This is a genomic window from Achromobacter sp. 01N37, assembly GCF_056399725.1.
The window spans coordinates 63,797-82,915 of record NZ_JBFTRX010000002.1; the positions used below are offsets into that span (position 1 = coordinate 63,797).

Here is a 19,119-nt window from a genome sequence, read left to right on the forward strand (position 1 = left end):
TGCCCCGTGCTACCTTTTTATTCACCGGGCTTTGGCCCTTTTGATTGTAGTGAAACCAGACGATGTATCTGATAAATTCTTTGCCCGCGCAAGTGCCGCCCGATGATCTGGCGCTGCTGCTGAAGGCCGAGCCCGCCACCATCGGCCACTTCCGGTCAGCGGGTTTTCTACGCGCTGACATCCGTGCCCATCAGCAGGATGTGCGCGTGGCGGGCACGGCGGTGACGGTGCGCATGCCGGGCATCGATGGCGGCATTCTGCACCACGCGATGGGCTGCGTGCGTCCCGGTGATGTGCTGGTGATTGACCGTTGCGGTGAAGCCGTGACGGCGGCGCTGGGCGGGGCCATGGCCTATGCGGCCAAGCAGGCCGGCGTGGCGGCCATCATCGTCGATGGCCTCGTCACGGACTTGGGCGAGCTGCGCCAGCATGGCGTGCCGGTGTGGTCGAAGGGGCCGTCGCCGGTCACGACGCGTCTGCTGGGTCATGACGGCGGCTTCTGCTGCGCCATCAGCTGCGGCGGCGTGGCCGTGCAGCCGGGCGACGCGGTGCTGGCCGATGAAAACGGCGTGCTGATTCTTGCGCCGCAAGACGTGCGCGCCGAGGCCCAACGCGCCATCGAATTCCAAACCAACGAACAGGAGACGCTTGCGCGCTTGCGTGCGGGTGAAGAATTTCCAGACATCGTGGGCTCGCGCGCCGTGATCGACCGCGCCATCGCCGCAGGCCGCGCCTACGCCGCCGCGCAGACACAAGGGGAACCGTCATGAGTATCAATCTGGACGCCGCCGCGCTGGCCAATTTGATCCGCCGCCGCGAGAGCAGCGCAGAAGACATTGTGGGCGCCTACCTGGCGCGCATCAGCGCATTGAATGGCTGGTATCACGCGTACCTGGACGTCTATGCCGACGAGGCCATGGCCGCCGCCCGCGCCGCCGACTTGCAACTGCGTGCGGGTGTGGACCTGGGCCCCTTGCATGGCATTCCCATTGCGCTGAAAGACATCATCGATATCGCGGGCCGCCCCACGACAATCGGTTCGCCCAACCACGCGCAGCCCATCGCCGCCAACACGGCGACGCTGGTGCGGCAGCTGCAACGCGCGGGCGCCATTGTGCTGGGCAAGACGCACATGGTGCAGTTCGCCATGGGCGCCTGGGGCACCAACGAACACATGGGCACGCCGCGCAATCCCTGGGACGACGCGGTGCATCGCATTCCCGGCGGCTCCAGCAGCGGCTCGGCCGTGGCGGTGGCGGGTCGGCTTGCGCCGCTGGCCATCGGCACGGACACGGGCGGCTCGGTGCGGGTGCCAGCCAGCTATTGCGGCATCACGGGCTTCAAGCCGACGGCGGGGCGGATATCCACCGAAGGCGTCGCGACACTGAGCCACACGCTGGACAGCGTAGGCGTCTTCGCACACAGCGCGGCGGACGCGCGCACCGTGTTCGACGCACTGGTCCCCGCGCAGCCCGGCGAGTGGGGTGAAGCCTTTGACGCGCCGCGCTTTGACGTGCGCGGCATGACGCTGGCCCGCTTGGCCGACGAATTCCTGCCAGACGTGCAGCCCGCCGTGCGCGAAGCCTATGAAGATTCGGTGGCCTTGTACCAGTCGCTGGGCGCGCGCATCGTCACCGTGACGCTGCCCGCCTCGTTGGCGCACTTCAAGGCGGTCACGGGCGACATCATGATGACCGAGGGCGCGTTCTCATTCGAACGCGAAATCACGGACATGAGCCTGCCTGTAGACGATTCCGTGCGGCCACGGTTGTTGGTGGGGCTGGATGTGCCGGCCACCCGCTATCTGGCCGCGCTGCGCGAGCGCGATCGCTTGCAGGCCGATCTATTGCAACGGTTGCAGGGCGTGGCGGGGCTGTTGACGCCCACCACGCTGACCACCGCGTTGCCGCTTGAACAGGTCGATCATGGCAATGCGCCGGTGCACTACACGCGCATTGGCAACCTGCTGCAGATGTGCGGGCTGTCGGTGCCGAATGGCCGCGACGCCAATGACTTGCCGACCGGCTTGCAGATTCTTTGCCCAGGCGGCGAAGACCGGCTGGCGCTGTTCCTGGCCGAGGTCTATCAACACCACACCGATTGGCATCTGGCGCGCGCGGAGCCGCAGGCGGAACACGTTCCCGGCTGACGCGGCGCAAGAACTAAAACCTACAAGGGGAAATCATGAAGCGTAGGACCCTGGCGGCGCTGCTGGCGGCCGTCCCGATGGTTGCCGTCCGGCGGTTTGCTGTGCGGTGTGCGGTGCGGTGCTCTGTGGGGCGTTCTGTGCGGTGTTCTGTGCGGCTTTCGGCCGCCCCGTTGTTGGCCGCTCTGACGTCGGCCGCTTTGGCGCCGGCCGTCTCAATGGCGGCGGACGCTGACGCCTTGCCCGACGTCCACTTCCAGGTGGTCGGGGGCGGCAGCCACAACTACACGTACTCGGCGGTTGAAAAGCCCTTCTGGGAAAAGACCTTGCCGGCCGCATCGGGCGGCAAGGTCACGGCTGAACTGGCGGGTCTGAACGAACGCGGGCTGAAAGGCCCCGAGATCTTGCGCTTGATGCGGGGCAACGCGCTGGACGTCGGCATGGGCGTGTTCGCCTTTGTCAGCGGCGACGACGCCATGCTGGAAGGCGTGGACCTGCCCGGGATGGCGCCCGACATCGCCACCGCCAGAAAAATGGTGCAGGCGTACCGGCCGGTGCTCGAAGCCCGCATGCGCGACCGCCACGGCGTGCATCTGCTGGCCACGGTGCCATACACGGCGCAGGTGTTCTTCTGCCGCGAACCCGTGCAGCAGCTTGAAGACCTGAAGGGCCGCAAGATCCGCACGCGCGGCCGCAACATGGCGGACTTCATCAGCGCGCTGGGCGGCTCGCCGGTCACCATTCCATTTGCTGAAGTGATCCCAGCGCTACAGACCGGCGTGGTGGATTGCGCGGTGTCGGGCATCGGCTCGGGCAACTCGGCCAAGTGGTACGACGTGGCCAAGCATCTGTACAACCTGCCCACCGATTGGTCCATCGGCTTTTACGCCATGGGCGAACGGCGCTGGCAGCGGCTGGACCCAGCCGCGCAACGGTTTCTGCAAGAACAGGCCCGTGTTCTGGAAGACCGCCTCTGGCAAGAGACGGGGCGCGAGAACGACTTTGCGCTGGCCTGCAACACGGGGCAGGGCGAATGCCGCATTCACACGAAGGCCGACATGCAGGCGGCCTCGCCTTCGCCCGCCGAGCGGGAACGGCTGCACGCGATTGCCGCGCAGGTCGCAGGCGAATGGGGCAAGCGCTGCGGTGCGGAGTGCGCCCGCGCGTGGAGCGGATCGGTCGGCCAGGCGTTGGGCGTGACCCTGCGCTAACGCCACTCAAACAAGGAAATTTCATGTCATCGACTACTCATGCTCCCGTGCGCGTCCTGGAGCGCATTGCACGCGGCGGCGTCTGGATCGGCGGGCTAGGCCTGATGGCCGCGTCCTGGCTCATCGTCGTTGATCTTGCTGCGCGCAAACTGGCCGGCGTATCGCTGGGCGGCGCCGACGAGATCGCGGGTTACGTGCTGGCGGTGGCCAGCGCCTGGGCGTTTCCCATCACGCTGCTGCGCCGCTCGCACATCCGCGTCGACGTGCTCTACACGCATCTTTCCGCGAAGACCCGCGTGGCGCTCGACTTTTTTGCGATCGCTTGCCTGAGCGTCTTCATCGGCTTGCTGACGTTTCACGCCTGGGGCRTGCTGGCCGACTCCATCCGCTTTCGTTCGGTGTCGAACACGCCGTTGCAGGTGCCGCAATGGATTCCGCAGTCGTTGTGGTTTGCAGGCTATGCGTTCTTCCTGCTGACCATCGTGGTGCTGGCTGCGTGCGCGGTTGCGCGGTTGATGGCAGGCCGCTGGCAAGACGTGAATGGTTTGATCGGCATTCATTCGCTTGATGAAGAGATTCAGGCGGAAACGCAATCGGCGGCACCCCCGCCCGTTGCCGCGCCTGCCACCCCAATGCAACGCTAGGAGCGCCGCATGTTGACTCTGACGATTTCCATGCTGCTCGGCCTGCTGGCGCTGAGCGTGACGGCGGCCGCTACCGTGGGCCTGTTGGGCGTAACGCTGGCGGGCGCGTATTCCCCGCTGTCGCTCGTGAACGCCATGGGCGAACTGGCCTGGGGCACCAGCTCTGAATTCTTGCTGGTGGCCATCCCCTTGTACGTGCTGATGGGGGAATTGCTGGTCAGTTCGGGCGTGGCCGGGCAGATGTATGGCGCGGTGTCCAAATGGGTGTCGTGGCTGCCTGGCGGGCTGATGAACGCGAACATCGGCGCGTCCGCGCTTTTCTCAGCCACCAGCGGGTCCAGCGTGGCCACGGCCGCCACCATCTCTACGTTGGCGTTGCCCGAGCAGCGCAAGGCGGGCTACAACGCGCCGCTGTTCCTGGGGTCGATCGCGGCGGGCGGCACGCTGGGCATCCTGATCCCGCCATCGATCAACATGATCGTCTATGCGCTGATCGCCAACGTGTCCGTGCCCAAGCTGTATCTGGCGGCCACGTTGCCCGGCCTGCTGCTGGTCTGCCTGTTCATTTTGCTGATCGTGGGCTTGTGCCTGTGGCGGCCGGGGCTTGCCGGCAGCCGGCCGTCGATCAGCTGGGCTGAACGGATTGCCGCCTTGCCGCATCTGGTGCCCCCGCTGGCCATCTTTGTGCTGGTGATCGGCGTGATCTATGGCGGCATCGCCACCGCCAGCGAATCCGCTGCGCTGGGCGTGGTGGCGGCGACGCTGTTGTGCGCGGCCAAGGGCGCGCTCAGCTGGAACATGCTGAGCCGCGCTTTCGAGGCCACGCTGCGCACCACGGGCATGATCATCCTGATCACGCTGGCGGCCTTCTTTCTGAACTTTGTGCTGTCGTCCGTGGGCCTGACGACGATGCTGGTGGACACGGTGAAGGGGCTGGACCTGCCGCCACTGGGCATGATGCTGGCCATCATCGCGTTCTACCTCCTGCTGGGCTGCTTCATGGACACGCTGGCGATGCTGGTGACGACCGCGCCGTTGACCGTGCCGATCGTCGTCGCCTTGGGTTACGACCCGGTGTGGTTCGGCATCATGTTGATCGTGCTGTGCGAAATGGGGCAGCTGACGCCGCCGTTTGGCATGAACCTGTTCGTGGTGCACAGCGTGCGCGGCGAGGGCAAGTTCATGGATGTCGTCATCGGCGTGCTGCCGTTTCTGGCGGTGCTGCTAGTGATGATCGCGCTGCTGCTGGCCGTGCCGCAACTGGCGACGTGGTTGCCGGCGGAGATGTCGGGGCGGTAGTGCACGTCAGGCTGTGGATGTAACTGCCTGATGATGATGGATACTTTCCTGGGGCGCCGCATCGCCCCCCGTGTCAACTTGGCAGGAGTGCTTACATCCGGTTGACGACTCGGGCGGTATGCCTCGGTTAAGGTCTGCGGTGGCAGACACGCCGGCGTGTCTCGTTTGGAGTCAGACGCACTATGCATTTCAGGCAGTCACTCAAGACCGCTGCGCGGCTTAACCCCTTGTCGCATCGTTCGATGCACTGGGTGCAAGAGCGCAGCCAGTTCATCAAGGCGTTGTTGGCGAACCCCGCCGCCATTGGCGCTATCGCGCCCTCCAGCGCAGCGCTGGCGGCGGCCATCACGGCGCCCTTGCACGCGGCGGAAGGCAAAGTGCTGGAGCTGGGTTGCGGCACCGGCGTCTTCACGCGCGAGATGGTGCGCAAGGGCGTGGACCCGTCGAACCTGGTGCTGGTTGAACAGGACTCCGCCATGAGCTCCCGCCTGCGCCAACAGTTTCCGAATGCGACCGTGCTTCAGGCGTCCGCCGAGGATCTGTCGCGTGACACGCATCCGGAGCTGGACGGCATCGGCGCCACCATCTGCGGGCTGCCCTTGCGCAACATGAGCTCGGCGCTGCATAGCCGCTTATTGGCGGCGGTGTTCGAGGCGATGCGTCCGGGCGGGGCCATGCACTTGTTTACCTATGGCGTGCGCTGCCCGATATCCGCCAGTGTGCTGGACGACTTCGGTTTGAAGGCCCGGCGGTCCAGCTTTGTGCCGTTGAATCTGCCGCCCGCGTCCGTCTACAGCCTGTCGCGCTACGCCTGAAGCCGGCGCCACGCCACGGGGCTGCATCCCATGGCGCGCGAAAAGGTGCGGGTGAAATGGCTCTGGTCGGCGTACCCGCACAAATGCGCAATCTGACCCAGCAGCAGCGTGGACGTCCGCAGATAGTCCTTGGCGCGGTCCAGCCGCGCCTGCATCAGCCAGCGGTGCGGCGGCAGCCCAGTCGTCTCACGAAACGCGCGCGCAAAGTGGCTGCGCGACAGCCCGCAAGCCTGGGCAAGTTCCGCCAGCGGCAGATCGCCATCCATGTGCGCCAGCATCATCTCTTTGGCGCGGCGCTCTTGCCAGGGCGCCAAGCCTCCGCGCAGGCGGGGCGGGGTCAAGCTGCCATAGGTCTTGGATAAATGCGCGTGCAGCGCCAGCGCCATATGGTCAACAAACAGGCGCGAGGCGCATTCAGGGTGCGCCAGGGCCGGCAGCAACGCTTGCCCGAGTTGATGAACGGTGGGGTCGATGGTGGCCAGATGCGGCGGGTGAAACAGCCGCCCGGCCCGGCGGCCGCCGATGTCTTCAGCGGTTTCATCCAGCGCGGATTGCGGCACATAGAATTGCAGGCAGTCGTAGCTGCCGCGCAAGTTCGACACCCAATGGCGGTCCAGGTCGTAGATGATCAACGTGCCCGCGCTGGAAGGGCGATGCGGGGCGGGCTTGCCGTCCACCCACAAATCCTGCTCGGAAAACGGCTTCAGCTGCAACACCACCAGGTAGGCGGCTTCCAGCTGATAGGGCTCGGTGAGCCCGTTGTCACGCCGCGCGCTTTGAACGCGGGAAATGCCGATGGGAGAAGCTTGCAACGCGTTGCTGACGATGGTCTGCGTCACCTCGGCATGCATGTGTGCGGAGTATTCCCACGACGTCGAGCTTTGATCCATGGAAAGCCGCTTGCATCGTCAAGAACAGTGAAGCGGGAATTTTAGCCGGTAGATGTTCATCGCTGACAGCAGGCGCGTCATCCTTGGGTACCGGTAATTCCTCACTGGTTATTTTCATGCTGACCCCCCACGCCTAGTCTCTTTTGGCCGCACTAAAGCAGGAGTGCCGCGCGCGGACGATTGAATCCGGCGTGGCCTCGTTGCCGCCGGTAGGTGCGCGGCGCATGATAGGGGCGTTGTCTGACGGCGAAGCCAAGGACGGGACTCTGCGATGAAAGACCAAACTGATTACGCCTGTGCGGCGATTACCGGCCCGGAAGACAGAGGAACGGGCGTTTATTTACGGCTGGAATCTGACGGCAGCACGCGCAAGGTGCTGATACGTGTCAGGTCGTATGTTGAGTTCGTGGATCACGCCGAAGACCCCGCAGTGATCGCTTGCCGATGGGTGCCCGAACAAATCATGAGCTATCTGGACTTGCAGAACACAAGCTGCATGCCCGACGCGTGCGTAGATCGATGTATTCGCTTGGGATGTCTTTGTCATCCCAATACGAAGAGGTGCGGCTGACATCAACTTGCCCCGGGGGGTAAGACATGAGCAAGAAAAGCAACGTGATTTTTCGCCTGGTCGTGGCCTATGCGGTACTGCTGTTGGTGGCGGCCGTATGGTCGTGGAAGTTCGTCAATACCGGTGACGAGTTCGTCAAGCTCATTGCCGCGTGGATTGCGGCGTTGACAGCAGCGCTCGGTGCCGCCGTGTCGTTGATCGTCCTGTCCAGTCAGCAGGCGGCCAACAGCGAACTTGAAGCCCTGAAGGGCGATATCAGCAGCAAAGTGAACGGCGACCTCGCACGGTTAAAGGGTGAGATCGATCGCGGTATGCAGCTTGTCGATTTCGCCATGGGGCAAGTCGCTATCGCAAGCGTCAAGGTAGGTAGCGCAATATCGAGCTACTACTACGCGTTGGCTGCGTTGGAGTACGGGGGCTACGTCGATGCCGACGCGGAGGCGGCCGAAAAGCTGATGCGGGAGGCGCGTCCGCATCTGTTGGATCTGGTGCCTGAGGCCCGGCCGGCATTCGAAAGCTTCTGGCAGGTAGGCGCGAATATCCAGGGCGAGCTACACAAGATGGGCGATCGCAACGACAAGCCCGAGGCGATGAAGCAGGTCTGGCGAGACTATGCGCGGGACTTCGGCGACAAGATGAAAGCCGCCGAAGCCGCACTGATGACATCGCGGGAAAAGGCGCGTGAAGGCACGTTGTAGCCGTTGCGCCAGACGGCTACATCGGTTTCAGTTGCAGCGTTCTACCGGCAAGCCGTAGCCGACCGTGATGGCGTTGACCGGCACGTCCTTGAAGGCGGCTTCGGCGGCGGAGTCAAAGCGGGTCTCGCAATTGAATTTCCGGTTGAGCACGTAGTCTTGGCCGGCGGCCTTCTTGATGTCGGCTTCCCATTGGTCGGCCGCATCCAGCGCCTTGTCGCCCGCCAACACCATTTCCATCAAGACTTCCAGGCCGCCCGACGAACGCGGGGCCACCCACAGGGCATAGGCCGACGGGTCCACGGCGTTGCCGCAGTCAGTCAGGCAGCTTGCCGTGTAGCGTTGGCCACGGCCAAACGCGCCTGGAGTGATGGGCTGACCGGCCTTGGGCGCGTCTTCGCCAATGAAGCTCGTCAGGTCGGGCTTGCAGTTGTCGGCCAAGTCCATGCGCAAGGCCGAGACCTTGTCGTTGGTGATGGTGGCCGTGATGCGGCATTCCTGCACCACGAAAACGTGGTCATTTTTAAAGGACTCGCGCGGCACCCCGGCAATCGATTCGAAGTAGCGCTGCGTCGTGCCCAGCATGCTGCCGTTGAACACTTCCTTCACCGTTGCGGCTTGCGAAGCGCTAGCGCCGGCCATGAGGATGCCCAGGGTCAAGGCCTTGAATTTCATAGGAAAAACACTCCGTCGTGTGTGGGTTCTTGCGCCGCGCGTGGGGTCAACGGGGCGGGATGCACCGGCATGCTGCCACAAAGTGCCGCACGCCTCCATGTCAAAAAAGGGGATCGGGCGTCGGGCTGCTATATTTTCGCGATTCCATGACCTCTGTAAAGGATGCGCGAATGCGATCGATCGTAGGCAAGAATCGGGTGTTGGCGCGTTGGCAATGGAAGGGCAAGTTTGCCGCGACGCTGGTGTTTGCCGGCCTATTGAGCGGGTGTTCAACGTCGTCAGGGTTGTGCGACAGCTTCGGCCCGAGCCAAAGCGCGTCGATGGATGTGCCGCCAGCCGCCTCCGCCCAGAAGGTGTTTGCCTGCCTGGACGAGGCCACCAGCGGCAAGGGCGATCGCCCTGAATACGCAGGCAAGGGCAAGGCCACCCGGGATCTGACGGCCGGCGTGTACGAGACAGACCAGTACCGCGCGTCAAACGTATCCGGTTTTCGTCTGAAAGCCGAGCTGTCAAAGAAGACGCCGTCGTCGCTGGCCCTGACCTTGCGGGGCGCGGGCGCGTACTGCGCGGACTTGGGCGTCAATCAGGAAATGGCGCGGCTAAAGGCAGACGTTTCGGCTTGCCTTCAGCGTTAAGGCAAGGCCGCCTGCGGGGCCGGCCGCGCAGGTGAACCGTCATGCCATCAAGGACGCGCAAGCGTCAGCCCAGGCTGCGGCGCCTGGGCGGTCAGGATGGAACCCGTGGTGGATTCCGTGCAGAACACGGTGCGCCCGTCGGCGCCGCCGAAGGCAAGATTCGTCGTGGACGCGCCCCGCGGGCTGCGCCATACCGTTACCGGTTCGGCGCGATGGTTCAGCTGCCAGACGTAACCCAAGCCAGGGTTGCAGACCAGCACATTGCCCTCGACATCCACGGCCAGGCCGTCCGGGCCGCTTGGACCATACGACGTGAAAAACTGGCTGACCTTGCTGACGCTGCCATCGGGCAGCAGCGGCACGCGCCAGACGCAATTGCCGCGCGTCACCGCCAGGTACAGCACACGTCCGTCAGGCGATAACGCCACGCCGTTGGGGCTGGGAACGTTGTTCAGCAGTTGATCGAGCTGGCCGTCAGGGCGCAGCCGATACAGGCGCCCGCTGGGGTCGTGCAAGCCGCTTTGCCCCTGGTCCGTGAAATACAGATTGCCGTGCGCATCAAAGATCAGGTCGTTGACGCCTTTGAAGCGCTCGCTGTTGCGGCGGGCCAGGAACGGGGTGACGCGGCCGCTGGCGATGTCCAGCATCATCAGCCCGTTCTTGTAATCCGTGATCAGCAGGCGGGCGTCATCCAGAAACTTCATGCCGTTGGGTTCGCCATCGTATTCGGCAATCAGCGACCACTGCCCGTCAGGTGACACGCGGAACACGCGGCCCCACGGGATATCCGTCACGTACAGGTTGCCCTGCGTGTCGAAGACGGGGCCTTCCAGAAAGGAATCAACGGGTACCCCGCCACGATTCGCATCGGCCCAGTCGCTGCGTTGCGGACGACGGTAAGCGTCGGGCATCGTCGTCCACACATCGAACTCGATCACGTCGGGGGCTTGGAGAATGAACATGGTGTTTCCTTGCGAGCTTATTTGGCGTCGAATCCGATGTTACGAGCGACGTTGCCCCACATCACCCCGCTGTCCGCCAGAATGCGGCCAAACTCCTTGGCGTCCGCCGCGCGCGGTTCGGCGCCCATCTTGACCGCAAAGGTCTTCATCTCTTCCGATGCCATCGCCGTGGCCACTTCGCGTTGCAAGCGCGCCGAGACCTCGGGCGGCGTGCCTTTGGGCACCCACAATCCCGTCCAATTGACCACGCCAAAGTCCTTCACGCCGGCCTCCGTAAACGTGGGTACGTTGGGCAAGACTTCCAGCCGCTTGTCACCGCTGACGGCCAGCAGCCGCAGCTGGCCGCCTTGCACCGGCCCCATTACGCCGGTCGTTGACGCGAATTGGAAGTCGATGACTTTGCCCATCACCGCTTGCGTGGCTTCGGCGGCGCCCTTGAAGGGCACGTGCATGAACTTGGCGCCTGTAGCCAGCGACAGCCCTTCGGCCGCGAAATGCGGGGTCGTGCCGGGGCCGCCCGAACCGTAGGTGATCTGGTTGGGCTTGGCGCGAGCCGCTGCCGTCAGGTCGCCCAGCGTGCGCAACGGGCTGTCGGCGGATACGGCCAGCGCCATCGGGGCAAAGACAAAGGCCGACACCGGTTGCAGGTCTTGCGCCGGGTCGAAGGGCAGCTTCTTGAAGATGTGCGGCAACAGGGAATAGGTGGTGTCGTTGGCGACAAGCGTATAGCCGTCGGGCGTGGCGCGCGCAACCTGGCTGACGCCGATGGTGCCCGTGGCGCCCGGCTTGTTTTCCACAATGAAGCTCTGCCCCGTCTGTGTGGACAGCATTTGCGCCATCTTGCGTGTGGCGACATCCACCGCGCCGCCGGGGCCATAAGGCACCACGATGCGCACGGGGCGGCTGGGCCAGGCGTCCGCAGCTTGGGGCGCGGCGCAGGCCAGCAGCGGCAAGGCGCAAGCGGTGATCAGGGCAGCGGCCTTCAGGCGTGCCCGGGAGGGTTTGTGTGTGGCCATGTCTTCCTCGCTCTCTGTTCGGGTTGTGGTGGGCTTAGTCCGCCTTCAGGCCAAGCTCGTCGGCCAGCTTGCGATAGGTGTCGATTTCTCCGGAGAGTTGCGCGTGGAACGCATCGCCGCAGGTCTCGCGGGGTTGCATGCCCAACGCATCCAGGCTCTTGGCGGTGGCGGGCGCCTTGGCGAAATCCCGGGCAACCTGCTCGAGCTTGGCGCGTACGTCTTGCGGCAGGCTGGCCGGCGCCAGCACGCCATACCAGGCGTCGGCGGTGTAACCCTGCACGCCGGCCTCATCGAACGTGGGCACTTGCGGCAGTTGCGGCAGGCGCTTGGGCGCGGCGACCGCCAGCGCGGTCAATTTGCCGGATGCCACCTGCGGCAGCACCGACCCCAATGTCGCAAACGAGCTGTCGATCTGGCCGCCCATCAGGTCGGAGATGACCTGAGCCGCGCCCTTGTAAGGGATGTGGTTCATCGACGTATGGGTCAGGCGCAGGAACTCCGCAGTGGCGAAATGCCCCGAGCTGCCCGTGCCGGGCGTGGCATAGGTGATGCGGCTCGGCGCGGCGCGGACCTTCGCCAGGAATGCGCCAAGGCTGTCGACTTTCAGGGCGGGGCCGACAACCAGCACGGTCGGGCTGACGGCCACGGCGCACACGGGCGTGAACGATTGCAGCGCATCGAACTTTACGCGGTTGCTGTAGAGCGCCGGAATCATGGTGTGGTTGGTGGCGCCGACCAGCAAGGTGTAGCCGTCAGGCGCCGCTTTGGCGACGGCTTCAGCGGCCAGGATGGTGTTGGCGCCGGGCTTGTTCTCGACCACGAATGTCTGGCCCGTGGCCTGCGACGCATAAGACGCGAACGCGCGGGCGACCACATCAGTCGGACCGCCGGGAGAGAAGCCGACCACGACACGTACGGGGCGTTCGGGGTAGGCGGCGTGGGCGGCGCTGGCGCAAAGGGCCAAGGCCGCCATCGTAAGGGGGCGGAAAATATTCACAGGATGTCTCCTCTTTAGCGTGTGGGCGTGCGGCCTGTTTCGGACGCTGCGCCAGGCAATGGCGGGTTGAACGCGTGGATGCCGGGAATGGATTGGTCAGACGGTGGCGATGGGCGTAGCAGGCGAACCCACGGCGCCCGGCAGGCGCAGTGGCGGCGCGGTCAGCAGGAAGCGATGGCGGCGATGGGCGCACAGCCAGCGCGCAAGCGGCGTCAGCCACCAAAGCTCGCCCAGATGGATGCCGTTCTTGAACAGGCAATGTTCGTGCAAGGGCAGGCGCGGGCGCCGCAAGGCGGGGGCGGGCGCGCTCAGGTTCACCGTCTGCACCAGTTCGACGGCGGGGTTGTCGGAAATCAGGCAGGCCAGCCGCGATGTGTCGATCCATTGCAGCAGACGGCTGTCGTGGCCGTCGAGCCCGCTGCCGGTTGCGTGCAAATGCGCCACATCGGGTTGCCGGTTCATGGCCATGAGCATGTCGCCAAACCCGGTGTGCAGGCACACCATGTCGCCAGGTTCCACCGTGATGCCATCGGCCTCCATGATGCGCATCAGCATGTCGTATCCGACGGCGGTTCGCGTGCGGCCTACATGAGCTTCCAGGTCGATCAGCACCCCCCGGCCTTGCACGCCGTGCTCGGCCAGATGTTCGATGCCAAGCGCACCGGAGTGGGGGCCGGGAAAGCGCGCCCACTCCGCGGAGGCTTCGGGGTCTTCGTGCGCAGCGACGATTTCCTGGCCTGCCCGAAAGCCGTTGTAGAAGACGGCTTCAGGCTCGCCGTCGCCATCGGCATCGAAAAGGCTGCCCATGTGCGCCAGGCTGTCCCATTGGGTTGAGTACTGCGTGTTCATCAGCAGCACGTCGTCGCATACGACGTCTGTCAGTTGCGGGTCTTCCGATGCGTACGACCAGCAATACCCTTGCGCCCCCGAGCTCTTGCCGTCGCGCAGCGTGGCATAGCGCTGCGGCGGCAAGCGGCGGGGGTTGAGCGCCATGCCGCCTGGCACGTCCAATGGGAGCGACAGGCAAAACGTAAGCCCTTCCCGCGCTTCGGCGATGCCCTCGCGCACTTTGGCGGGAGTGACCAGATTCATGCGGCCGAGCTGGTCGTCGGGGCCGAATTCGCCCCAGTGGCTTCCCGGCGGCGCTTGTTTCCATCGTTGCGGCATGGGCGGCTCCTCAGGCGGACGCGGAATCGCGCGCCAGCACCGCCAAAATGTTGCGTGCCGCGGCCATGCCCATGTTCACGTAGGCCGCACTGGTGACGCCGCCAATGTGCGGGCTGAGGATGATGCGCGGCTCTTCTTGGAAGGGGTGGCCGGCCGCCATCGGTTCGGTGGCGAAGCTGTCCAGGCCCGCCGCCATCACCTGGCCGGATCGCACCGCCGCCAGCAGCGCGTCTTCGTCCACCAAACCGCCGCGCGCGGTGTTGACGAGAATCACGCCCGGCCGGCATTGCGCCAGCGTGGCGGCATTGACCATGCCGCGGTTGTCATCCGTCAGCGGGCAGTGCAGGGAGATCGCATCGGCGTCCTTCCAGATGTGCTCCAACGGCACACGCTCAACATACGCGGGCAGGTTTTGCGCGTAAGGATCAAAGCCGATCACGCGCATGTCCATGCCGTGCGCCACCGCCGCCATGCGCTGGCCGATGGCGCCCAGGCCGATCAGGCCAATCGTCTTGCCGGCCAGTTCCACGCTCTTGTGCGTGGACTTGTCCCAGTGGCCGCCGCGCATGCGCGCATCCAGCGCCACCACGGATTTGGCGCAGCTCATCAAGAGCGCCAGCGCCTGCTCGGCGACCGCCGCCGCGTTCACGCCCACGGCGGCAACCACGTCGATGCCGCGTTGTGCGGCCGCGGCCTTGTCGATGGTGTCGGTGCCGCTGCCATGCTTGGAGATCACGCGTAGCGCCGGTGCCGCATCCATCGCGGCCGCGCCGACCTTGCTGTAGCGCACGATGATGGCAATGGGGTTGTGCGTGCGGCACAGCGCCACGACGTCGTCTTCAGACGGCGTCTTGCCCGCGTAGACCACGTTGAAGTCGCCCAGCAGCGCCAGCGCTTCGGGCGCCAGGTCGGCCGCCGTGACGAGGATGGCGGGTTTGTCAGAAGCGGGAGCGTTCACAGCGATTCCCCTTCCTTCAACACACCCGCCGCGCGCAGCGCTGCCGTCAGCCACTTGGCCTCGGTGTCGCCCGCCTGGATGGCGGCGATGCGGGCGGCTTCGTCGCGCACTTTCTTTTCGGCGGCGGGAAGCAGGCCTTCAATTTTTTCGCGTTCGACGACAACCACGCCGTCGGCGTCGCCGATGATGAAGTCGCCCGCGTTGACGGTCACGCCGCCCACCGACACGGGGTGGCCGATGCGGCCGGGCACGTTCTTGGTCGGGCCGTTGGGGTTGGTGCCTGCGGCGAACACCGGGTAGTCCATCTCGATGATTTCGACGGTGTCGCGTGCCGCGCCATCCATCACCACGCCCGCAATGCCCAGCTTGCGGCAGGCGGTCATCATGATGGTGCCCATCAGCGCCGAGCTCAGATCGCCCTTGCCGTCGATGACCAGCACATCGCCCGGCTTGGCCAGCGAGATGGCGGCGTGAATCATCAGGTTGTCGCCCGGCCGCACTTCAACGGTGAGCGCCGTGCCCGCGACTTTCATGCTGGGGTGCAAGGGCCGGATGCGGCCGCTGAGCGCGCCGCGGCGGCCAGCCACGTCGGCCAGAATCGCGGGTTGCAGTTCAGCCGCGCGGCGCACGATGGTGGCGTCTACGCGGGGAAAGTCTTTGATGATGTCCTGGTTTGCCATGAAGGTTCCTGAAAGAGTCAGAAGGGAGGTGGGGCGTCGTCAGGCCGGCTTGATGCCAGCGTCGCGAATGACCTTGCCCCACTTGTCGAAGTCGGCCTTGCGGGTCTGGTCCAATGCCTGCGGCGAGCCGCCGGCGAGCGTGATGCCAAGCTGCTCGGCCAGGGCAATCAACGCGGGGCTTTGCAGCGCTTTGGCGATATCGGTATTCAGCCGTTCGATGACGGCGGCAGGCGTGCTGGCCGGGGCGAACACGGCTTGCCATTGCTCGACCACGAAGTCGGGCATGCCGGCTTCTTCCATGGTGGGAACGTCGGGCAGGGCGGGCAGGCGGCGGGCCGATGTGGCGGCCAAGGCGCGCAGCGCTCCCGTGCGCACATGGGGGAGCGCGGCGGCGGCCGGGATGAAGGCGAACTGCACCTGGCCGGCCAGCGTGTCCTGCAAGGCGGGCGTGTCGCCCTTGTAAGGCACGTGCAGGAATCGCGCCCCGGTGCGTTGCTGTAGCAGTTCGCCCTGCATATGCAGGATGGTCCCCGTGCCGCCAGAGGCATAGGCCAGGCTTTGCGGCGCGGCCTTTGCGGCTTTCAGCAGGTCGTCCAGCGTCTTGAAGGGTTGCGCCGCGCCCACGACCAACAGGTGCGGGATCGTGCCGATCATGATGACGGGCGCGAAGTCCGCGACCGGGTCATAGGTGAGCTTGCCCATTACGTGCGGCGCGATGGCTTGCGGGCCGATCGAGGTGCCTAGCAGCGTCAGACCGTCGGGTTCGGCGCGCGCGACGCGTGCGGCGCCGATGGTGCCTGTTGCGCCCGGCCGGTTGTCGACGATCACGCGGGTGGCAAGCAGCGCATCGAGTTGCTGCGCGATGGCGCGGCCCAGCACGTCGGTGCTGCCGCCCGCCGGATAAGGCACGACCCAGGTGATGGTCTTGCCTGCCGGCCAGTCCGGCGCTGCGCGCACGTTGAAAGCCGTGGTGGCGGCCAGTGCTGCGCCAAGGGTCAGCAGGCGGCGCCGGGTGAGGGTTGCGGTGGCCAGGGTAGGCATGAGGGTGTCTCCGTGATGTTGTCTTTTTTCATTCCGGAAAGCCGTAGAGGGCTGCCGGGTTGCTCACCAGAATGCGATTCAATGCGGCCGGGCTGCTTGCCCATTCGCCCAGCCGGTCGAGCTGGCGGGCGTCATCGGGCATAGGCTGCTTGCCGGCCGACGCGGTGGCGTGCGGCCAGTCGCTGCCCCAGATAACGTGGTCGGGGTTGGCGTCGAGGTAGGTGCGCGCCAAGGCATGCAGCGATGGGTCGTCGGTCGACCGCTGATCACTGACGAGATACCCGCCAGACAGCTTCACCCAGGCGCGCCCGGCGCCAAGCAGGCGCAGCACCCGCGCATGCGCGGGATGCTGGCCGGCCAGCGCGGGCGTGATGCGGGCCAGGTGGTCGAACACGATGGGCGTGGGTAACGACGACAGCAGTTCGCCCAGCTGCGCGAGCTGATCGGGCGGCATTAGCAGCTGCACGTGCCAGCCCAGCGGCGCCACTCGCGCGGCCAAGGGCGCGATGTGCGCCGCCGACCCCGTCACGCCCAGCGACAGGTTCAGCCGAATGCCACGCACGCCCTGCGCATGCAGCGCTTCCAGTTGCGCGTCGGACTCCGTGCCGTCGATGACGGCGACGCCGCGCGCCTGTTCACCCAATTCGGCCAGGCCGGCCAGCATGCTGCGGTTGTCGGCGCCATAGGTGGAAGGTGTGACCAGCACCGCGCGCTGCGTGCCGAGCCGGGATTGGATCGCGCGGTACTGCGCAATGCTTGCGTCCGGCGGCAGCAACGTTGCGCCCGCCGCGGGCGGATAGCGGCCGTCGTAGACGTGGACATGGCAGTCGCAAGCGCCAGCGGGCGCGGCGGCGGCAGGCCGTCCTTCACCGGCAGAATAGGCGTAGGGGGCGCGCATGAAAGGTCACTCGACGCGGGCGCCCGAGTCCTTGACGATCTTTCCCCAGCGGGCGCGGTCGTCGCGGATCAGTGTGGCGAAGTCCTCAGGGGTGCCCGTCAGCACGCGCGCGCCTTGTTCCTGATACTTCACGCTCAGCTCCTTGGATTGCAGCGCCTTGTTGAACTCGGCGTTCAGGCGGTCCACGATGTCTTTCGGCACGCCCTTGGGGGCGGCCAGGCCGAACCAGGTCACGGCTTCAAACCCCGGATAGCCGCGTTCGGCGATGGTGGGCACGTCGGGCAGATCGGGCACGCGTTGCGCGGACGTGACCGCCAGTGCGCGCATCTTGCCGTTGCGCACGTGGCCGATCAGCGTGGGAACGGACGACAGGTACATGTCGATCTGCCCGCCGATCAGGTCATTGGAGGCCTGCGCGGCCCCTTTGTAGGGGATGTGCGTGAGCTGGATGCCGGCTGCGTTCTGCAACTGCACGGCCGCCAGATGCGACACGGTGCCGTTGCCCGAGCTGGCGTAATTCAGTATTCCCGGCTTGGCCTTGGCGGCCGCAATCATGTCGTCCAGCGACTTCAACGGCGAACCCGCCGGCACCACGATCACCAGCGGCGCGTCGGCAATGAGCCCAATCGCGCTCAGGTCTTTCTCGGGGTCATAGGGCAGCTTGGCGTACAGCGTGGGGTTGATCGCCAGGTTGCTGGTTTGCCCCAGCACCAGCGAATAACCATCGGGGTCGGACTTGGCCACCGTGTCCACGCCGATGTTGCCGCCGGACCCGGGGCGGTTCTCGGTCACGATGTTCCAGCCGGTGTTGCTGGCGACCTTCACGGCGGCTTCGCGGGCCAGCACGTCGGTGCCGCCGCCCGGGGGGAACGGGACGACCAGGCGGATGGGTTTGTTGGGGTAGCCCTGGGCCAGGCTGAGCCCGGTTGCGCAGACGAGGGCGAGTCCTGAGAGCGCGCGTACGACGACCTTCATGGTTTGTCTCCGATTTTTGTTTTGGTAAGCGCATTGTCGGATCGTGTTCCGTACAATACAATCCAAGTTCGTCTAGCGAAACATGTTGCGTACCATGAACGAAGAAGAGACTGGCAACCCCGATGCCGCGAAGGCAGGCGAAGACGGCGAAGAAGGCGTTATTGCGGTGCGCCGCGCCATGCGCATCCTGGAGGCGTTCGGCGTTGAAGACTCGCACCTGACGCTGGCGGAACTGAGCCGGCGCACCGGCTGCCATCGTTCGACGGTGCTGCGGCTGGCGCGCACGCTCGCCATGGACGATTACCTGGCGCAACGTGCCGATGGCACCTGGCGGCTGGCGCGCGCGGCGGGCTGGCTGGGCGCTTGTTATCAGGCCACCTTCAACGTGCAGGAAGTGGTGCAGCCGGTGCTGCGCGAGCTATCGGCGGCCACGGGCGAAAGCGCCACGTTCTATGTGCGCGAGGGCAACCAGCGGATCTGCATGGCGCGTGTCGAAGGGCCCAAGTCCATCCGCCATCACGTGCGGGTGGGCGCGTCGCTGCCGCTCACGCTGGGCAGCCCGGGCCGCGTGCTGCTGGCCTTCTCCGGCGAAGCCGGCGAGCCCTACGAATCCGTGCGGCGGGCCGGCTACATGATGTCGCTGGGCGAGCGCGACGCCGAGGTCTCAAGCCTCTCGGCGCCGGTCTATGGCATGAACTGGACCTTGCTGGGCGCAATGTGCATCTCGGGCCCGATCTCCCGGCTGACCGAGCAAGTGCTGTTGGGCCACAAGGATGCCATTCTTGCCGCGGCCAGCCGGCTGTCGCGCTCGATGATGGGCGCGCGGCAGGGCGCTTGAGCGCGC

At 65.6% G+C, this 19,119-nt stretch carries 20 protein-coding genes; 9 read left to right on the forward strand and 11 right to left on the reverse strand.

Translation table 11 applies throughout. The features are described from left to right. The first annotated feature begins 62 nt into the window (after nucleotides 1-62). From AC1DSJ_RS03450 to AC1DSJ_RS03475, 6 genes are all read left to right on the forward strand, one after another. Nucleotides 63-770, forward strand: a complete 708-nt coding sequence (locus AC1DSJ_RS03450) for an RraA family protein (RefSeq protein WP_441371725.1) — start codon at nucleotides 63-65, stop codon at nucleotides 768-770. Further along, the gene (locus AC1DSJ_RS03455; protein ID WP_441371726.1) at nucleotides 767-2,149 is read left to right on the forward strand and encodes an amidase; all 1,383 of its coding nucleotides are present in this window, start codon (nucleotides 767-769) and stop codon (nucleotides 2,147-2,149) included. The genes AC1DSJ_RS03450 and AC1DSJ_RS03455 overlap by 4 nt, the downstream gene beginning before the upstream one ends. Before the next feature lie 215 nt (nucleotides 2,150-2,364). Continuing rightward, complete coding sequence (locus tag AC1DSJ_RS03460; protein WP_441371727.1) at nucleotides 2,365-3,357, forward strand: TRAP transporter substrate-binding protein; 993 nt, start codon at nucleotides 2,365-2,367, stop codon at nucleotides 3,355-3,357. Nucleotides 3,358-3,380: 23 nt separating this feature from the next. Then, complete coding sequence (locus AC1DSJ_RS03465; RefSeq protein ID WP_476760266.1) at nucleotides 3,381-4,001, forward strand: TRAP transporter small permease subunit; 621 nt, start codon at nucleotides 3,381-3,383, stop codon at nucleotides 3,999-4,001. Between the two features lie 9 nt (nucleotides 4,002-4,010). Further along, nucleotides 4,011-5,300: a TRAP transporter large permease gene (locus AC1DSJ_RS03470; protein ID WP_441371728.1), complete on the forward strand. Its 1,290-nt coding sequence runs from the start codon at nucleotides 4,011-4,013 to the stop codon at nucleotides 5,298-5,300. 182 nt (nucleotides 5,301-5,482) lie between these two features. Beyond that, nucleotides 5,483-6,115 carry a class I SAM-dependent methyltransferase gene (locus AC1DSJ_RS03475; protein WP_175171096.1) on the forward strand — a complete coding sequence of 211 codons (633 nt, stop codon included), beginning with the start codon at nucleotides 5,483-5,485 and terminating at the stop codon, nucleotides 6,113-6,115. Here AC1DSJ_RS03475 and AC1DSJ_RS03480 read toward each other — a convergent pair. Further along, complete coding sequence (locus AC1DSJ_RS03480) at nucleotides 6,106-7,005, reverse strand: AraC family transcriptional regulator (RefSeq protein WP_054427159.1); 900 nt, start codon at nucleotides 7,003-7,005, stop codon at nucleotides 6,106-6,108. The genes AC1DSJ_RS03475 and AC1DSJ_RS03480 overlap by 10 nt on opposite strands. Nucleotides 7,006-7,602: 597 nt before the next feature. Between AC1DSJ_RS03480 and AC1DSJ_RS03485 the strand changes: the two genes are divergently transcribed. Next, nucleotides 7,603-8,274 carry a hypothetical protein gene (locus tag AC1DSJ_RS03485; RefSeq protein ID WP_441371729.1) on the forward strand — a complete coding sequence of 224 codons (672 nt, stop codon included), beginning with the start codon at nucleotides 7,603-7,605 and terminating at the stop codon, nucleotides 8,272-8,274. A gap of 27 nt (nucleotides 8,275-8,301) precedes the next feature. Here the strand turns inward: AC1DSJ_RS03485 and AC1DSJ_RS03490 are convergent, their stop codons facing one another. Continuing rightward, on the reverse strand, nucleotides 8,302-8,946 hold the full coding sequence (locus AC1DSJ_RS03490; protein ID WP_427949425.1) for a hypothetical protein: 645 nt from the start codon (nucleotides 8,944-8,946) through the stop codon (nucleotides 8,302-8,304). 170 nt (nucleotides 8,947-9,116) lie between these two features. Between AC1DSJ_RS03490 and AC1DSJ_RS03495 the strand changes: the two genes are divergently transcribed. Then, a complete protein-coding gene (locus tag AC1DSJ_RS03495) occupies nucleotides 9,117-9,581 on the forward strand; it encodes a hypothetical protein (protein ID WP_441371730.1) in 465 nt (154 codons plus the stop codon). 47 nt (nucleotides 9,582-9,628) lie between these two features. Here AC1DSJ_RS03495 and AC1DSJ_RS03500 read toward each other — a convergent pair whose 3' ends face one another. From AC1DSJ_RS03500 to AC1DSJ_RS03540, 9 genes are all read right to left on the reverse strand, one after another. After that, on the reverse strand, nucleotides 9,629-10,543 hold the full coding sequence (locus AC1DSJ_RS03500; RefSeq protein WP_441371731.1) for an SMP-30/gluconolactonase/LRE family protein: 915 nt from the start codon (nucleotides 10,541-10,543) through the stop codon (nucleotides 9,629-9,631). A gap of 17 nt (nucleotides 10,544-10,560) precedes the next feature. Beyond that, on the reverse strand, nucleotides 10,561-11,559 hold the full coding sequence (locus tag AC1DSJ_RS03505; RefSeq protein WP_441371732.1) for a Bug family tripartite tricarboxylate transporter substrate binding protein: 999 nt from the start codon (nucleotides 11,557-11,559) through the stop codon (nucleotides 10,561-10,563). A 34-nt stretch (nucleotides 11,560-11,593) separates the two neighbouring features. Next, nucleotides 11,594-12,532: a Bug family tripartite tricarboxylate transporter substrate binding protein gene (locus AC1DSJ_RS03510; RefSeq protein WP_441371826.1), complete on the reverse strand. Its 939-nt coding sequence runs from the start codon at nucleotides 12,530-12,532 to the stop codon at nucleotides 11,594-11,596. 120 nt (nucleotides 12,533-12,652) lie between these two features. After that, the gene (locus AC1DSJ_RS03515) at nucleotides 12,653-13,723 is read right to left on the reverse strand and encodes a cyclase family protein (RefSeq protein WP_441371733.1); all 1,071 of its coding nucleotides are present in this window, start codon (nucleotides 13,721-13,723) and stop codon (nucleotides 12,653-12,655) included. Nucleotides 13,724-13,733: 10 nt separating this feature from the next. Then, nucleotides 13,734-14,681, reverse strand: coding sequence for an NAD(P)-dependent oxidoreductase (locus AC1DSJ_RS03520; RefSeq protein ID WP_441371734.1), 948 nt, complete (start codon nucleotides 14,679-14,681; stop codon nucleotides 13,734-13,736). Beyond that, complete coding sequence (locus tag AC1DSJ_RS03525; protein WP_441371735.1) at nucleotides 14,678-15,361, reverse strand: RraA family protein; 684 nt, start codon at nucleotides 15,359-15,361, stop codon at nucleotides 14,678-14,680. Before AC1DSJ_RS03525 ends, AC1DSJ_RS03520 begins: the two co-directional genes overlap by 4 nt. 39 nt (nucleotides 15,362-15,400) lie before the next feature. Then, on the reverse strand, nucleotides 15,401-16,402 hold the full coding sequence (locus AC1DSJ_RS03530; RefSeq protein ID WP_441371736.1) for a Bug family tripartite tricarboxylate transporter substrate binding protein: 1,002 nt from the start codon (nucleotides 16,400-16,402) through the stop codon (nucleotides 15,401-15,403). 28 nt (nucleotides 16,403-16,430) lie between these two features. Then, complete coding sequence (locus tag AC1DSJ_RS03535) at nucleotides 16,431-17,300, reverse strand: amidohydrolase family protein (protein WP_441371737.1); 870 nt, start codon at nucleotides 17,298-17,300, stop codon at nucleotides 16,431-16,433. A gap of 6 nt (nucleotides 17,301-17,306) precedes the next feature. Continuing rightward, nucleotides 17,307-18,275: a Bug family tripartite tricarboxylate transporter substrate binding protein gene (locus AC1DSJ_RS03540; RefSeq protein ID WP_175171104.1), complete on the reverse strand. Its 969-nt coding sequence runs from the start codon at nucleotides 18,273-18,275 to the stop codon at nucleotides 17,307-17,309. Nucleotides 18,276-18,357: 82 nt separating this feature from the next. On the opposite strand from AC1DSJ_RS03540, the gene AC1DSJ_RS03545 reads away from it, so the two are divergent. After that, a complete protein-coding gene (locus AC1DSJ_RS03545) occupies nucleotides 18,358-19,113 on the forward strand; it encodes an IclR family transcriptional regulator (RefSeq protein ID WP_420840144.1) in 756 nt (251 codons plus the stop codon). Nucleotides 19,114-19,119: the final 6 nt, after the last annotated feature.

Excerpts from the sequence above, each read along its gene's own strand:
- AC1DSJ_RS03450 (WP_441371725.1), top strand. The coding sequence starts at position 63 with ATGTATCTGATAAATTCTTTGCCCGCGCAAGTGCCGCCCGATGATCTG.
- AC1DSJ_RS03455 (WP_441371726.1), top strand. The coding sequence starts at position 767 with ATGAGTATCAATCTGGACGCCGCCGCGCTGGCCAATTTGATCCGCCGC.
- AC1DSJ_RS03460 (WP_441371727.1), top strand. The coding sequence starts at position 2,365 with ATGGCGGCGGACGCTGACGCCTTGCCCGACGTCCACTTCCAGGTGGTC.
- AC1DSJ_RS03470 (WP_441371728.1), top strand. The coding sequence starts at position 4,011 with ATGTTGACTCTGACGATTTCCATGCTGCTCGGCCTGCTGGCGCTGAGC.
- AC1DSJ_RS03475 (WP_175171096.1), top strand. The coding sequence starts at position 5,483 with ATGCATTTCAGGCAGTCACTCAAGACCGCTGCGCGGCTTAACCCCTTG.
- AC1DSJ_RS03480 (WP_054427159.1), bottom strand. The coding sequence starts at position 7,005 with ATGGATCAAAGCTCGACGTCGTGGGAATACTCCGCACACATGCATGCC.
- AC1DSJ_RS03485 (WP_441371729.1), top strand. The coding sequence starts at position 7,603 with ATGAGCAAGAAAAGCAACGTGATTTTTCGCCTGGTCGTGGCCTATGCG.
- AC1DSJ_RS03490 (WP_427949425.1), bottom strand. The coding sequence starts at position 8,946 with ATGAAATTCAAGGCCTTGACCCTGGGCATCCTCATGGCCGGCGCTAGC.
- AC1DSJ_RS03495 (WP_441371730.1), top strand. The coding sequence starts at position 9,117 with ATGCGATCGATCGTAGGCAAGAATCGGGTGTTGGCGCGTTGGCAATGG.
- AC1DSJ_RS03500 (WP_441371731.1), bottom strand. The coding sequence starts at position 10,543 with ATGTTCATTCTCCAAGCCCCCGACGTGATCGAGTTCGATGTGTGGACG.
- AC1DSJ_RS03505 (WP_441371732.1), bottom strand. The coding sequence starts at position 11,559 with ATGGCCACACACAAACCCTCCCGGGCACGCCTGAAGGCCGCTGCCCTG.
- AC1DSJ_RS03510 (WP_441371826.1), bottom strand. The coding sequence starts at position 12,532 with ATGGCGGCCTTGGCCCTTTGCGCCAGCGCCGCCCACGCCGCCTACCCC.
- AC1DSJ_RS03515 (WP_441371733.1), bottom strand. The coding sequence starts at position 13,723 with ATGCCGCAACGATGGAAACAAGCGCCGCCGGGAAGCCACTGGGGCGAA.
- AC1DSJ_RS03525 (WP_441371735.1), bottom strand. The coding sequence starts at position 15,361 with ATGGCAAACCAGGACATCATCAAAGACTTTCCCCGCGTAGACGCCACC.
- AC1DSJ_RS03530 (WP_441371736.1), bottom strand. The coding sequence starts at position 16,402 with ATGCCTACCCTGGCCACCGCAACCCTCACCCGGCGCCGCCTGCTGACC.
- AC1DSJ_RS03535 (WP_441371737.1), bottom strand. The coding sequence starts at position 17,300 with ATGCGCGCCCCCTACGCCTATTCTGCCGGTGAAGGACGGCCTGCCGCC.
- AC1DSJ_RS03540 (WP_175171104.1), bottom strand. The coding sequence starts at position 18,275 with ATGAAGGTCGTCGTACGCGCGCTCTCAGGACTCGCCCTCGTCTGCGCA.
- AC1DSJ_RS03545 (WP_420840144.1), top strand. The coding sequence starts at position 18,358 with ATGTTGCGTACCATGAACGAAGAAGAGACTGGCAACCCCGATGCCGCG.